This is a genomic window from Mucilaginibacter agri (genome assembly GCF_009928685.1).
GTDB lineage: Bacteria > Bacteroidota > Bacteroidia > Sphingobacteriales > Sphingobacteriaceae > Mucilaginibacter > Mucilaginibacter agri.
This window is the reverse complement of record NZ_WWEO01000043.1, coordinates 325,436-340,259: the sequence shown is the minus strand read 5'-3', so window position 1 is coordinate 340,259 and position 14,824 is coordinate 325,436. Positions and strand designations below refer to the sequence as shown.

Annotated in this window: 18 protein-coding genes; 4 read left to right on the top strand and 14 right to left on the bottom strand. The window is 41.1% G+C overall.

The features are described from left to right. Positions 1-2: 2 nt before the first annotated feature. Complete coding sequence (locus GSY63_RS14355) at positions 3-1,649, bottom strand: sensor histidine kinase (protein WP_166586510.1); 1,647 nt, start codon at positions 1,647-1,649, stop codon at positions 3-5. Positions 1,650-1,661: 12 nt separating this feature from the next. Continuing rightward, on the bottom strand, positions 1,662-3,554 hold the full coding sequence (locus tag GSY63_RS14350) for an alpha/beta hydrolase family protein (RefSeq protein ID WP_166586509.1): 1,893 nt from the start codon (positions 3,552-3,554) through the stop codon (positions 1,662-1,664). 148 nt (positions 3,555-3,702) lie between these two features. On the opposite strand from GSY63_RS14350, the gene GSY63_RS14345 reads away from it, so the two are divergent. From GSY63_RS14345 to GSY63_RS14330, 4 genes are read left to right on the top strand one after another with little or no spacing between them, the layout of a single operon-like run. Beyond that, positions 3,703-5,517, top strand: a complete 1,815-nt coding sequence (locus GSY63_RS14345; protein WP_166586508.1) for a tetratricopeptide repeat protein — start codon at positions 3,703-3,705, stop codon at positions 5,515-5,517. Between the two features lie 17 nt (positions 5,518-5,534). Then, entirely contained in the window at positions 5,535-5,837 is a 303-nt protein-coding gene (locus GSY63_RS14340; RefSeq protein WP_166586507.1) for a DUF4286 family protein, read from the top strand. A 4-nt stretch (positions 5,838-5,841) separates the two neighbouring features. Beyond that, complete coding sequence (gene rfbC / locus GSY63_RS14335) at positions 5,842-6,390, top strand: dTDP-4-dehydrorhamnose 3,5-epimerase (RefSeq protein ID WP_166586506.1); 549 nt, start codon at positions 5,842-5,844, stop codon at positions 6,388-6,390. Positions 6,391-6,405: 15 nt separating this feature from the next. Further along, positions 6,406-6,603, top strand: coding sequence for a hypothetical protein (locus GSY63_RS14330; RefSeq protein WP_166586505.1), 198 nt, complete (start codon positions 6,406-6,408; stop codon positions 6,601-6,603). Positions 6,604-6,803: 200 nt separating this feature from the next. Here GSY63_RS14330 and GSY63_RS14325 read toward each other — a convergent pair whose 3' ends face one another. From GSY63_RS14325 to GSY63_RS14270, 12 genes are read right to left on the bottom strand one after another with little or no spacing between them, the layout of a single operon-like run. Continuing rightward, complete coding sequence (locus GSY63_RS14325) at positions 6,804-7,580, bottom strand: metallophosphoesterase family protein (protein ID WP_166586504.1); 777 nt, start codon at positions 7,578-7,580, stop codon at positions 6,804-6,806. Between the two features lie 47 nt (positions 7,581-7,627). Next, positions 7,628-8,479: an OmpA/MotB family protein gene (locus tag GSY63_RS14320; protein ID WP_243749234.1), complete on the bottom strand. Its 852-nt coding sequence runs from the start codon at positions 8,477-8,479 to the stop codon at positions 7,628-7,630. Between the two features lie 11 nt (positions 8,480-8,490). Beyond that, positions 8,491-9,153, bottom strand: a complete 663-nt coding sequence (locus GSY63_RS14315; protein ID WP_166586503.1) for a DUF2461 domain-containing protein — start codon at positions 9,151-9,153, stop codon at positions 8,491-8,493. Further along, positions 9,131-9,538: a DUF983 domain-containing protein gene (locus tag GSY63_RS14310; protein WP_166586502.1), complete on the bottom strand. Its 408-nt coding sequence runs from the start codon at positions 9,536-9,538 to the stop codon at positions 9,131-9,133. Before GSY63_RS14310 ends, GSY63_RS14315 begins: the two co-directional genes overlap by 23 nt. A gap of 45 nt (positions 9,539-9,583) precedes the next feature. Beyond that, the gene (locus GSY63_RS14305; RefSeq protein ID WP_166586501.1) at positions 9,584-9,859 is read right to left on the bottom strand and encodes a hypothetical protein; all 276 of its coding nucleotides are present in this window, start codon (positions 9,857-9,859) and stop codon (positions 9,584-9,586) included. A 24-nt stretch (positions 9,860-9,883) separates the two neighbouring features. Continuing rightward, positions 9,884-10,462 (bottom strand): DUF420 domain-containing protein, encoded by a 579-nt coding sequence (locus GSY63_RS14300; protein ID WP_166586500.1) that lies wholly within the window; start codon positions 10,460-10,462, stop codon positions 9,884-9,886. Then, entirely contained in the window at positions 10,462-11,163 is a 702-nt protein-coding gene (locus tag GSY63_RS14295; protein WP_166586499.1) for an SCO family protein, read from the bottom strand. The genes GSY63_RS14300 and GSY63_RS14295 overlap by 1 nt, the downstream gene beginning before the upstream one ends. After that, positions 11,163-11,510, bottom strand: coding sequence for a cytochrome C oxidase subunit IV family protein (locus GSY63_RS14290; RefSeq protein WP_166586498.1), 348 nt, complete (start codon positions 11,508-11,510; stop codon positions 11,163-11,165). The genes GSY63_RS14295 and GSY63_RS14290 overlap by 1 nt, the downstream gene beginning before the upstream one ends. Positions 11,511-11,530: 20 nt before the next feature. Then, positions 11,531-12,259 (bottom strand): cytochrome c oxidase subunit 3, encoded by a 729-nt coding sequence (locus GSY63_RS14285; protein WP_166586497.1) that lies wholly within the window; start codon positions 12,257-12,259, stop codon positions 11,531-11,533. A gap of 20 nt (positions 12,260-12,279) precedes the next feature. Next, complete coding sequence (locus tag GSY63_RS14280) at positions 12,280-12,864, bottom strand: cytochrome c oxidase subunit 3 (RefSeq protein WP_317168576.1); 585 nt, start codon at positions 12,862-12,864, stop codon at positions 12,280-12,282. 2 nt (positions 12,865-12,866) lie between these two features. Continuing rightward, complete coding sequence (gene cyoE, locus GSY63_RS14275) at positions 12,867-13,754, bottom strand: heme o synthase (RefSeq protein ID WP_166586496.1); 888 nt, start codon at positions 13,752-13,754, stop codon at positions 12,867-12,869. After that, entirely contained in the window at positions 13,751-14,809 is a 1,059-nt protein-coding gene (locus GSY63_RS14270) for a COX15/CtaA family protein (RefSeq protein WP_166586495.1), read from the bottom strand. The genes cyoE and GSY63_RS14270 overlap by 4 nt, the downstream gene beginning before the upstream one ends. Positions 14,810-14,824 lie beyond the last annotated feature (15 nt).

The following is a 14,824-nucleotide window of genomic DNA, read 5'->3' as shown; positions in this document are numbered from 1 at the left end:
TACTATGTTTCGTATGGTAAGGTAACCGTAAACTCCGAGCCTTGGTTAATTTCACTTTTAACGGTTATATCCCCGCCCATAAAATTAGCCAGTTCTTTACAAAAAGCCAAACCCAGGCCTACGCTACCATTTTGGTTATATTTATTCTCTATTCGGTAAAATTTCTTGAATATGTTTTTGATCTCATTTTTAGGAATGCCTATCCCTTTATCCATAAAAGTAAATACAATATCCCGCTTTTCGTGTATAACGCTTATAAACAATTCTTTATGCTGCGGGTGCGAATACTTGTAGGCATTCTCAATTAAATTCTGAAATAAGCTACCCAATAGAACCGGGTCTGTATAAAAGTTATATACGTTTTCTATTCGGTAAGCGATCCTAAAGTCCGGATATTTAATACGGAAGGTTTCGATGTAACCGGTAACAAATTCTTCAATGTTTACCTCTTCGCGCTTAAGCTTGATAGACCTGTTTTCTATCTGCGTAAACGAAAGCAATTTATTCATCAGATCATTAAGCTTATCGGCTTCCTCATCCAGTATGCGGCCATAATGTTTACGCTGGCGTTCGGTAAGATCTGCCTCGCTGCGCAGGTTAGAACCCGCAATTTTTATTACACTTACCGGCGTTTTAAACTCGTGGGTAAAGTTGTTAATGAAATCGTACTGCAGCTTAAATATTTTAAGGTTAGTGCTCAGATTCCGGTAAATAAGCCAGCCCAAAAACACCAATAAAAGATAGATCAGAAAAACCACAGCAGCTGTAGGCATAAACCGCTTGTTGACTTCAACCTGCAAATAATCTGCAGATGCCAGGAAATACAACTTGTAATCTGAAAAAGCACCAGGAAATGCAAGCTCAGTAACGTGTTGTTTACTCTCATCATCAAGCGGATCATATACTACCGGCTTAATGCTGATATGTTGATACAGCTCGGGGTGGCTATTGGTAACATGCAAAGCATAAGGATCCAGATAAAAGGTGATCATGTTTTGTTTATAAAACGATGATGACGGCTGGCCATTTTGTTGCAGTGTACGGTAAGCCTTTATCTCCTGTCTGCGTGGAACATTTAGATAACTGATCTTATCTGGTTTGATGTCGTAGAAGGTTTTAAAAATTTCATCCTGGTTGGGCACACGCGATGTATCTGTATTAGCAATGTAGTTACCAAATTTTACCGCCATTTGCCTAAAATCCACATCTTCTACATCTGGCCGGCGAATACTGAGCAGGCGCCCTTTGTGGAGCTTGTATTCGTAAATTGATTTTACAGTAATGCCCAGTCGATAACTGGAAGAACCGGGTGACAAAGGTTCGCTGCCAATGCGCACATCATAAAACATGGTGCGCTTTACAAAAGGATAATCTTTAAATACCGTAGCCGAATATTTACCTGCAGAGGCGGAGTCCAAAAAGCCTTGGTAAGAGGTGATCTCATAAACCTTGTTCAGAAAAAGATCATTGTAGGGTTTTAGCGTTTGCTCCAGTACATCTATTTTCTTAGACGCAAACTCGTTCTCGACATAGCGCCGTGTTAAATTGTAGACTATGAAGAGGGCTATAACAAGCGTTACCGAAATCAGGACAAAGAATGCGATGATGAGTGAAAAGTTTTTCTGGTAGCCCTGTTGCTGCGGTTTCATAAGCTAACAGTTTTATGGTTTGCCACGCATATTGTCATCGAGGTACTTCTCTATCTGGGTGTACATCTCGGTTCGGTTATGTTCGCTACGGAAATAAGTACGCTCGTTGTCTTTAAGCACATAAGTAACCGGCACGTTATGCCGTTTTAGCTCCCGCACATATTGGTTTAACTCACTAATATTGGCCCTTGGATCTTTAGCGCCCTGAAATATAAGCAACGGCGCCTTTATTTTATCCGCATGGAAAACCGGCGATATTGCTCTTAGCTGATCGGCATCAGTTTCGGGATTGCCTACCATTTCGTAGGTCATTTTTAGATAGGGCTTTAAAAACGGCGGTGCATCTTTAATATAGGTAAAGAAGTTTATCAAACCATACTGTACTATACCACAGTTATAAAGTTCGGGATGGTTTGACATACCATACAACGCCGAAAAACCGCCGAAGCTGCTACCAAATATGGCTATTTTTTTAGGATTGGCCACTTTTTGGTTTATCAGCCAATGCACACCATCTGTAATATCCTGCTGCATTTTTCCGCCAACCTGTTTAAAGCCCGCACTGTGAAAAGCTTTACCATAGCCAACCGTTCCGCGATAATTAACCTGAAATACAGCATAACCTCTGTTAGCTAAAAACTGAGCTTCGGCATTATACCCCCAGCTAGTGCGGCTCCATAAACCATTACGCAGTAATAACACTACTACTGGTAAGTTGGTTTTCTTTTCGCCCTGGGGCAGTGTCAAGTATCCTTTTATATCAAGCCCATCCGAAGCCTTAAATGTTATTGGCTTCATATCACATAACTCGTGCGGCGCAATGCTGGAGTTAACATCCCCCAGTTTGGTAAGTTGCTGGCTTCCGCTTTCATATAGGTAATAAGAACCCGGATTTTTATCGGTGCTACTGCTTACAATAAACTTACACTCGTCGCTATCGCGGTCTGCAATTTTTATTTCATTTCCCGGTAATTGGCTTATCAATTTATTATATAAACGCTGCGCATCACCACTTAAAAAGTTTATCTGCGGTTTGGCATCGTTCCAGGTAATGTATTCTATCTCTCGTTTCTTCTTTGAATAACCAAAATCTTCTACGTCACCTTTTTCTGTGGCAAATAACACTTTTTCTTCGTGTCCGTTCTCGGCATTAATTTCTACCAGGGCGGCCTTATCTCTGTTTACATTTGAGATTGCGTAAAAATTATTTTTAACGCCGGTAAACGCAATTGGTTGCACCAGGTTCTTAAAGTTGTTTACAATGATTGGTTTGAATGCCGCTTTATCATCAGCCCGGAACAAGATAGTCTCGTTTACGCCATCAGAAGCCTTAACCAATCTGATCTTGCCATCCGGATCCGGATACCAGTCTGTAAGATTGCCTGGGTTTACAATGTAAGGCACTAACTCACCTGTACGGATATTTAAACGGTAAACATCAAGGTTGGCCGGGTCGCGTTTGTTGAGGGCGCAGGTAATAATGTCTGGACTTACTTTGTTCCGGCTTAATACCCTAAACCTTACGTTGCCCAATGAAAGCACATCTCGCAGTTTACGGGTAGGCACATCAAGTGCATACATCTTAAACTGATCTAAGGCAATAATATCCTGATTCAGTACAATCTGGTTATTATAGGTCCAAAAGTAATCGCGCACACCATAATCGGTAAACGAGGTTACCATAATTTCTTTACCGTCGCTAAGTGTGCGGATAAAAAGGTTTTGTTTCTCTTTATAGGGTTTAAGGTAAGAAACGTACTTACCGTCTGGAGATAATTTGAAGTAGGTTTTCTCAGGCGTCTTAAAAAAATCGCGTACAGGTATCTGCCTAACCTGCGCTTGCTTACACGAGCTGATTACGATAATTATAAGGCTTAAGAAAAAAAATTTAACGTGGTTTATCATGTTGCACTAAGGCCGTCGCTATATCTAATTAGGTCAAAGTAGTTAAATTTAATAATTCGCTACAAAATTGTCACTACAATTTTACCCGTTAGCCACGTTATTAATTAGTGGTGAATGTATTGTATTTTATTAAGTATTTTTGGTTTAGATGAAGCGTTATTTAGTACTGATAGCTATTTGCCTGTTTGCCAACATTAGGGCGCGGGCGCAAAACGGCGAGTTGCAACTTGCCCAGCAATACAAGCTTAATGGCGACGAGCAGAAAGCCTTCGATATCTATCAGAAACTTTACAAACAGGATAATGAAAATTACTTCAGCTATTATGTTAACAGCCTTATCTCATTAAAGAAATTTGACGAGGCCGAGAGCATAACCAAAAAGCTTTTAAAAAGGCACCCCGCCGATTACCAATACACGGTAACGCTTGGCCGCATATACCGTGAGCAGGGCAATTCGCAGAAGGCAGATGAGGTTTATGATAACCTCGTTAAAAACCTTCCACCCGATCAGGCTTTAATAACCAGCCTTGCTGCCGAATTTTACCAGGCTGAGAATGCCGACTATGCTATCAAGATTTTTTTACAAGGCCGCAAGCTATTACATAACGATCAGTTATACACCATGGAACTCATAAGCCTTTACCGCTACAAACGCGATAAGATGGCTATCACCAATGAGTACCTCAATTTTTTGCCCGCTAATCCAGGCTACCTTAACCAGGCAGAAAACACTTTTGCTACCGTTTACGAAGGCGATGCCGACTATAACCAATTACGGTTTGAGTTGCTTAAAAGAATCCAAAAACAACCCGAGGTAACTATTTATGCTGATATACTCACCTGGATGTATATGCAGCAAAAAGAGTACGATCAAGCATTGAACCAGGCACTTGCCCTAAGTCGACGCAGGGACGACAAGGGGAGCAGCATTTACGAACTATGCCGCACGCTCTCTAACAATGGCGCTTATGATGAGGCCATCCGTGGATATAACTTCATTATAGAAAAAGGCACTAAGGAGGATCCTTATTATATACCGGCAAAAATTGATTTGCTCGATGTTAAAAATCAGAAGATAACTGCCGGCAAATACACCGATGCCGATCTGTTTGGCCTCGAACAGGATTACCTGAGCTTACTTAACGAGTTTGGCCGAAACGGTAGTACCGCTTTCGCTATGCAACGATTGGCAAACCTGCAGGCATTTAAGCTGCATAAGTATAAAGAAGCTCAAAAACTACTGCAAGATGCCATTGCCTTGCCCAACATAAGGCCAGCACTGCAATCATCCTGTAAGTTAGATCTGGGCGATATTTATTTAATGGATAACCAGCCCTGGGAGGCAACCTTGGTTTACAGCCAGGTAGAGAAAGCTAACCCAGGCACTCCCATTGGGCAGGATGCCACCTTCCGTAACGCCAAACTTGCTTACTATACCGGCGATTTTACCTGGGCAAAAGGACAACTTAATGTGTTAAAAGCTGCAACCTCTCAGCTGATTGCTAACGATGCGCTTAATCTTTCGCTGATGATTACCGATAACACTACGTTTGATACCACCGGTAATGCCCTGCGAATGTATGCCCGGGCCGACCTTTGGATATTTAAAGAGCAGCCACAAAAAGCACTGATGACGTTAGATAGCATTGACAAAAAATATCCCGGAAATTCTTTAACGGATGATATTTTAATGGCCAAAGCGAGGATTTATATTCAGCAAAAGGATTATCAAACAGCAGTGCTTTCTTTAAAACAAATAGCAGAAGCACATCGTTTTGACATATGGGCCGACGATGCTGTTTACATGCTTGGCGATATCTATGAAAACCAACTGAATGATAAAACATTAGCCCAAAGTTATTACCAAAAAATAATAACCGACTATCCCGGCAGTCTGTGGATTAACGAGGCAAGAAAACGTTTTAGATTATTAAGAGGAGATAAGCCCGACAGTTCGTCATAATTTATATTTTTGTGCTAATGATCATTTACAACGAAACCTTCGTGGTTGACGACACCATTCACGAGCAATGGCTTGCATGGGTAAAAGAAAACCACATCCCCAATATTATTGCCACAGGCGATTTTCAATCTTTTCAGATATTAAGAGTACTAAATTCGCCCAATGAAGGTGTTACTTACTGCATCCAATATTTTACGGATCACGTAAGTAAGCATGAGCATTTTATGCTTTACCACATGAACCCAATCCACATTGCCCATAATCAGCAATTTGAGAACCGGTTTGTATTGTTTAACACCCTAATGGAGCAAATAGACTAACCAAATGAAAGTTACTACAACGGCTATAGAAGGCCTGCTAATCATAGAACCACGTATTTTCCCCGACGATCGTGGTTATTTTTACGAAAGCTATAACAAACAAAAATTCGCTGACGTTGGCATTACTGCCGATTTTGTACAGGACAACCAATCGTTCTCCCAAAAGGGAACGCTGCGCGGGTTACATGCACAAGCCCCTCCTTTTGCACAAGGTAAACTAGTACGCGTATTGCAAGGCAGGGCCTTAGATATTGCGGTTGATATCCGTAAGGATTCGCCAACCTATGGCCAGCATGTAAGCATTGAACTAACGGGCGAAAACCACAAACAATTTTGGGTACCACCAGGCTTTTTACACGGTTTTGCTACGCTTGAAGATAATACCATCTTTACCTATAAGGTTACAAACTTTTACGACAAAGCCTCAGAAATCGGTGTAATCTGGAACGATCCGTCATTGGGTATCGGTTGGGGTATTGCAGATGCAGAAGTATTACTTTCACCAAAAGACGAGGTATTGCCTGCTTTTAAAGATTTTGTAAGCCCTTTTTAGATATGGCAGTAGCAAATGGCAATAGCGGCGAACTTTAAAATAAGTAAGTTTTTTACTATCGTTGGTATTGGCCTGATACTTACAGGTGATATTATTGATGGCGAAATTACAGCTGGTAATTTTATCCAAATTAACTTCAATAATATCACCTTTGATTTGATAATTGACTCAGTAGAACACGTCGATTATACGGCACCCAAAAGTCTGAGGTAGGCTTAATACTCAAAGCTGTCGATCCATCGATAGAAGAAAATTTGAATTCCTTATTGGGTGAAATAATTCTAGTATGGAATAAACTCTGACGATGTTACACTTAATAGGTACGAAGCAACCCCTCAATTGTTATTCGATCTGTATAGCTACGAGGTTGCTTCGTTCCTCGCAATGACATTATAATTAATCTGTCACATTAATTAATCCACCCTCAAATCCTTCGGCATCCTGCCGTGTAGTAAAAATTCGGCCCAATTAGCATTCCCATTTTCGCGGGCGGCGTCTGATGCAGCGTGCCAGTCGTAAGTAACCTGTACCTGCTCTATGTTTATATGATCGCCGTTTGTATGTACAATGGCGTATTTGGCATGTGGGCTCATAGATTCCATGGCGAAGCGATGCTCATACTTTTCAGAACCCAGATAAGCGGGCAGACCAACACTACCGGGGTTAAGAATAATTTTATTGTTAGAAAGATAAACTGTACGGTTAACATGCGAATGCCCGCACAGGATAATCCGCTCTTTAATATCCTTTACTTTTTCTATCAGGTCTTCGTCGTTGTAAACAAAAACGCCGTTGGCTGTAACTTCTTCCAATAAATATTCATTGTCACTCTCGGGCGTGCCATGGCATATAAAGAAAAGCTTGTCGAGCGTAGCCGTTAATGGTAATGCCTTTATCCATTCGATGCTCTGCTTAGATAGTTCTCCTTTTACCCGCTCCATTTCGGGCTTGGCCGATTTCATACCGTCGCGTTCCAGACTTTCCAGAATTGCCCTGTCAGTATTACCCCGGATGTTGACCATCGGGTTCTGGCGTAAAATCTCTGCTACGCCTTCCGGCTCCAAAGCGCCATAAAAGTGATCGCCCAGGTTAATAATGGTTTCTATCTCCCGCGATTTAATATCCTTCAGCACGGCCAGCAAGGCACGCAAATTTCCGTGAATGTCTGATATGATGGCATAAGTTTTCATAATGCATAATAACAAAAAAGCCCCTGCTTTGTAGCAGGGGCTGTCAATTATTTTGTTATTAAGTTGTACAGTTCGTCGAGTTTTGGCGTCAGTACAATTTCAATCCGTCGATTGCGGGCGCGGGCTTCAGGCGTGTTGGCTGGGTCAATAGGTTGGTACTGTCCTTTACCCGTTGCGGTGATCCTTTTAGGGTCCATATTCTCTATCTCCACCAGGTAACGGCTTACCGATGTAGCCCGCAATACACTCAGGTCCCAGTTATCTTTAATTTGGCCTAGGTTAATTACCTTTTTATCATCAGTATGGCCTTCTATAGCCAGGTTAATATCCTGCTCCTTGTTAAGTACGCCGGCAACTTGCTTTAAAGCAGCCTTACCTTTATCGTCAATAACAATACTTCCCGAAGGGAATAATAGCTTATCTGTTAACGATACGTATACCTTACCGTTTCGTATATCAACTGTTAAACCGCTTTGCTGAAACCCAAGTAATGCTTGCTGCAACTTTGCTTTAAGCGCGTTAGTAGCCTCATCACGGCGTTTCAAGATATCTTCCACCTCTTTTAAACGGGCTTCACGTTTTTGCAGATCGCTCGAAAGTTGGTTTACCCTCGATGAACTTTTACTCAGCTTACCATTAGCTTCCGTATAACTCGCATTTAACAGGTTATAGCCGTCATTCAATTCTTCGTATTTTCTATTCAGGTCTGCAATTTCGTGGTGCATACGGGCGGTATCAGCTTTTAATTGGTCTACCTGTGCCTCTAACGAGGTAACGCGTGTAGAAAGGGAATCGCGCTCGGCAACCATAGATTTGTACGCCTTGGTAGAAAGAACTTTGCACGAGTGCATAGTTAAGCATAGCACAGCTGCAAGAAACAAATATTTCAGTTTTATCATAGGGTTAAAAATTAGGCAATAGCATTATTCAGAAACTCGTTGAGCGGATATATTTTGGCTAATACATCGGCAACGGTTTTATAGCTGTCTGGCTTTAACAAAGCCGCATCGCTGAAATTATGCATCCCGATAAAATCCTTAATCTTCAGCAAACTCACATCCGGATGAGCCGGATCGTACCCGCGCGGTATAGTCTTCAGGCTATTTTCATTCCTGATATCACCAAACAACTTCTGGTATTCTTTATCATCAACAATAGCCTTTAGTTCGGCAGCATTGTAATCAATCTCCTGGCGGATGGCTTTGATATGTTCTGATGATGGTTGCCAGTATCCCCCACCCGCAAACGAACCGCCTGGAGTAATGTGGATATAGTAACCTGTAGTGTCGGGCTTGTTGTTAAACTTCGACGACAAGCCTATGCCGAAATGACTTTTATAAGGGGTTTTATCCTTGCTAAAGCGAATATCCCGATAGATGCGTTGAACCGCTTTCTTAGGGTCGATCTCGGCCACGCCCGGATCTGTTTGAGACAACTCTTTTATCAGGGCAGATGCGAATTCGAGCATGTTCTCGCGGGCATCATCATATCGGTCTTTGTTGTCCTGAAACCACTCGCGGTTGTTATTCAGGCTTATATCTTTTATAAAATCAAACGTTTTCTGGCTTATCATCTGTATCCAAATAGGGTTGATATTTAACTTTTGGTGACAACCAATACAAAAGCACAATTCTGGAATATCGGAAGTTAAAAGGAGCAAGTAAAAAGCAGCCTCCTAGTATGGTGGCTAAATATAACCAGGGAGAAGTACTGTTTTGGGTTAATACAAACGTGGCCACACCGATGGTAACCGATTCAGCCACATTTAAAGCATAGCTAACATACATGGCCGCGTAAAAGTAACCGGGTTCTATTTCAAATTTCATCCCGCAGTTCGAACAAAATTCGCGCATGTTATTACCACCAAAACTGTAGGTAGCGCCATTAAACATATTGCCTCTGCGGCAACGCGGGCATTTGCCCTGCAACATGGCTTTTGATTTAGGAGTTTGGCCCATTTTAAGTTGGCTTAGCTATAAATATGAGGCAAACCTCAGCAGATGTTAATTGAGATGGATCTTGTCGGGGCGCATGTTAAGATCAACATCTTTACGACGGTATTTCTTGTACCAGATATACCCTGCTGCTGCTACCGCCAGGTAAGGCGCCGCCAACAGGTACATAATGCCATTGTTTAATCCGTTGGTTTCGTTATGGCCGCTTTTAGAGTTAGACTCTACCGTTGCCGTACACATAGCGCATTGCGCCTTTGCGGGCTGTATGGCTAGTAAGCTTAATGCTACAAACATAAACGCGATTAACAATTTCAGGTTTTTCATAACGCAAATTTACAGCTAAAAAATTTAAAAGTTATAATACGGTGATATCATCAAATAAACTATCACCCCGGTTACGGTAACATATAACCATATAGGGAACGTCCATCTTACCAATTTCTTATGTTTTGCCACCTGCATTTGCAAACCGCGATAAAAGCTTAAGAGTATTAAAGGTAGTACGCCAGCAGCCAATATAATGTGGGTAATGAGAATAGTTAAATAAATCTTTCTTATACCTCCAACAGCCGCAAGCTCGTCAGAAGATAAAATATGGTCTCCATTTAAATCGCCAAATTTGGTATCTGGTGATAACCAATGAAATATAATGTATGATACCAAAAACAACGATGATAAACAAAAGGCAACGATATTGATGGTTTTATGCACTGCTACATCGCCTTTACGGATAAAATATAAAGACAATAATAGTAATACACTACAGGTGCCGTTTAGTATCGCATTAAGCTTTGGCAGGTAGATGGTAAAAGAAGGTAGCGGATGTGGAACCGGCAGCACTTTCATACTTAGGATAACCACCACTAAAAATACAAATATCGAGATACCCGCCACAAAGCGGAATATCAGTTTATCATTATTGATCATTACAAATCAGGAGCTTTAATTTTTCTTAATTCTTCGGCTATCTGTACCTTAATTTCGTCGTTAAGTCGGTTCATATCTATTATAGACGAACCCGAATAATAACCGCGGACACGTTTATTAGCATCAATTAGTATCAGTTTATCATCCAGCGCAAATTGCCCGTCGCCAACATGAGTAGCATTCACCAAAAAGCTTTTGGCTGCCAGGTTATAAATAGTTGTAGTGTCGCCGGTTAAAAACTGCCATTTAGCCGTTGATGCAAACTTATCAGCGTATTTTTTTAAAGCACCAACCGAGTCGCGCGTTGGGTCAACAGTAATGGAAACAAAATGCACCATTTTATTGTGGGCATATCCCTTTACCAAACTATCCAGGTTGGCGTTTACACTATCGCAAACTTCGGGGCAATGGGTATAAAAGAATCCTGCTATGAAAATCTTATTATCAAAAGACTTTAAGGATACCGGCTGGTTATTCTGATCTACCAGATTGAAGTCCGCTAGTGTATGGTAAATAGTATCCGGGATGTACTTACCGTGAAACTTGTGCCCGGTTTTGGCAACCACTTTAGGACCATAAAATGGCAGTGGCTTATAGCGGTTTTTACCCTTTGCGGTTAGTAAATAATATAAAAATCCTGGTACTGCTAAGATGAGTACCAGGATCATTACCTTTTTAACAAGTGCTGAGCTTTTGTTCATTACGCTCTCAGATCGATCCAGTGGTGGCTTTCGTTAGTAAGTACCAGGATCAAACCGATGATGAACAGAACAGGCACAACTACTGCATAAATCAAACCTACTTTCTCAAACTTTAAGTGCATAAAGTAAGCGATAATGTAGAATGCTTTAAACAGCGTTAATACGATATAAACAGGGTTAGCTGCTTTTAATGGGATAATGCCGTGTGGCACTAAATATAATGCGATAATAAATTCGATAGTAGTAATACCCAAAAGTATCCAGAATACACCCCAGATTTTCTTTTTGGTCATTGATCCATGCTCTTCGCCTTCGTGGTGAGCTGCGTGTGTTGCTTCTGATGACATATAATTGATCAGTTAATGTTTTAAACTAAATAGAAGAAAGTAAATACAAATACCCAAACTAGGTCTACAAAGTGCCAGTAAAGGCCAACTTTTTCAACCATTAAGTAGCTACCGCGTCTTTCGTAAGTACCCATCAATACGTTAACTAAAATGATGATATTAATAATAACGCCAGTAAATACGTGGAAACCGTGAAAACCGGTGATTGTGAAGAACAGGTTTGCAAACTGTTGGGCATACGTATGAGCGCCCGCTGGCAACTGACCATTCTTTAACACGAAAAATTCTTTTAAAACTTCGTCTTTAGGTATGCTACCCCACCAAAATCCGTCGTGGTGTAAGTGTGTCCACTCAAGCGCCTGGCAACCCAGGAACATGAAACCACCTATTACCGTCCATACTAGCCAAACAGCAACTTCCTTTTTAGCACCACGGTGCCCAGCTTCCACACCAAGTACCATTGTTACCGAACTCATGATGAGGATAAAGGTCATTAAACCTACGAACACCAAAGGTGCACCATGTTCAATTAAAAACGGCACTGACTGGAATACCATATCAGGCGCAGGCCATGTGCTTGAGCTAAAGCGCAAAGCACCATAAGCAATTAATAATGACGAAAATGTAAAGGCATCCGATAAAAGGAAAAACCACATCATTATTTTACCATATTCAACCGAGAATGGCGAACGGCCGCCAGACCATGGTGTGGTTTTAACTTCGTCAATTGGTGATACTGCTGTACTCATGTGTACTTAAATAGAATTGTTTAACGTTGGTTCAAAAGTAAAAAAACATAGAGATAAATCCATATAATATCAATAAAATGCCAAAATATTGATGACATTTCCATGTTATACAGATTGAGTACCTGTGGTGTATTCTTGTAAGATTTCACCAGGGTATTTATTATTAACAGCAAACCTGCTAAAATGTGTAGCAAATGTGCGCCGGATATTACATAAACGAAACTTATAGAAGCATTAGGGTTAACCAAATGCTGGTGCATATCTATAAGCGCTTTCCAGGCAAAAACCTGTAACACAAAAAAGGCAATCCCTAAAAATATAGTCAACCATAAAAACAAGCGCTGCTTTGCAAATTGCAAATGTTTGGCTTCGCGGCTTGCTAAAAACATAGTAAGGCTACTTAATATAATAGCACCTGTACTGTACATAAAAATTTGCGGAAGTTTAATAGTAAGCTCGTGCGTCTTACTACCTCCCACATAAACGATAAAGCCACTCGTAAGCGCCATAAAGAACATAAACGATGTGAATAGAAAAATCCACATGTTAAATTTTTTAGGCGCCAGGTTAAGCCTGTCTTTCTCTTGCTGTATCTGAGCCATCATTATCACTTACCTATAAAATCAAATAAAAACATTAACTGCACAACCGGCAGGTACAAAAACGAGCCGAACATTAATTGTCGGGCGGCTTTAATTTCTAACGTGCGCATCAGGTTAAAGGCCTGATACAAAAATATCAAACTACACACTAATGATACACCACCTACATAATAACCGCCGTAACCCATATAGGTAGGTAACAGGCTCACAGGCAGCAATATCAGTGCAGTTACAAAGGTAACTATTGCACTCGTTAAATCGCGGTTTCCGGTAGGTAAAAGTCTGAAACCACCTAATTTATAATCATCGTCCAATACCCAGGCAATAGCCCAAAAATGTGTAAACTGCCACATAAACTGAATACCAAATAGTATCAGTGCTATTTCATCAATACTTGGATGTGCCGCTACGTAACCAATTAGTGGTGGCAAAGCACCTGGAATAGCGCCAACAAACACTGCAATAGGTGACTTACGTTTTAATGGTGTATAAGCAAATGCATAAAGTATGATCGAAAACACTGATAAAAAGCCGGTTATCAGGTTAAGTTTACCCAGTAGGTAAGTGCCTAACAGGCCCATAAACAATCCTATAACCAGCGCCTGTCCGGTAGTCATCCTTTCCGATGGCAACGGACGGTCTGATGTACGGGTCATCAGTTTATCCAGATCCTTTTCTATAATCTCGTTAAAACAGTTAGCAGCACCTGTTACCAGGAAACCACCAACTATTAGCATCACCCAATTCATCCAATTGATGTGGCCCCAGCCCGTATAACCAATTGTCTCCTGATTAGTAACCCTACTTCCTATTAAAAAAGATATAGAAGCTGAAAATACTACCAAAAAGGTCAATCGGAGTTTAACCAGATTTTTGAAATCTTTAAAATTCATATCGTTCCCCCCTTCATTCCCGATGCCTTTTGCAGGTTAAGCAACAAATAAAATTGCGCCCCAAATACTAAGCTGGCTAATAAAATGTGCGCTGCCTGTGCAACTGGTGGCAGCATCCAGTATGATAAAATTACGCCGGTTACGATTTGCAGCAATATCATCAGAAACGTAAAGCTCATTAATTGCTGTTGCATCGAATGGCGGTTAAAATTCTTGCGGATCAAGCCATATAGCACCACATTGATTACTAAAACACCTACAGCAAGCGTGCGGTGGTTAGCAAATACGGCGCCCACGTTTTTTATCCAATCTTCACGATATCCTTGTAAATGGTTCGACACCGCATCTACTTCTTCGCGTACATCTGTGCCGATTACAATCTGTACTACGCTAATAATTAATGATAGTACAGCAATAATCAGAATCAAACCATTGCTCTTTCCAGCTTGCCTGTTATAAGTACTGGCCAAATGGTATGTATAAATGCTCACCGCCAGAATTGCCAGCGCCAATAACATGTGTACCGTAACTATCCAACTGGTTAAGTTGGTAGAAACCACTATAGATCCAAGCCATCCCTGAAAACCAACCAGGATAAGGTTGATGATACTTAATACGGGTATAGCTTTAATATCCTTGCCATAGCTAAAAGAATAAACCACACTTAGTATCAGGAATATCCCAGCAATAACACCCACCAAACGGTTGGCGTATTCTGTCCAGGTGTTGGCGGCATTAAAATCTTCTGGAACCATTATCGACTTGTCTTCGCGGATGCGTTTAGCCAGGTTACTGTAACCAAATACATCAAGCGTTTTAGCAAAGCGAAGGTTCTTTTTTAACCTGCCGGCCACATAAGCCTGCTTATAATCTTTAGGGAGTTGTGAGACATCTGTAGGTGGAATGTACCGGCCAAAACACTTAGGCCAGTCCGGACAACCCATGCCCGATCCACTGCTACGAACAACGCCACCGGCCAGTATCACAACAAAAAGCGAAATAATAGCAAGTAAGTTAATTTGCTTAAATTTTGTTCGCTTTGATGATTTACTCATTTATAGAATTTTCCT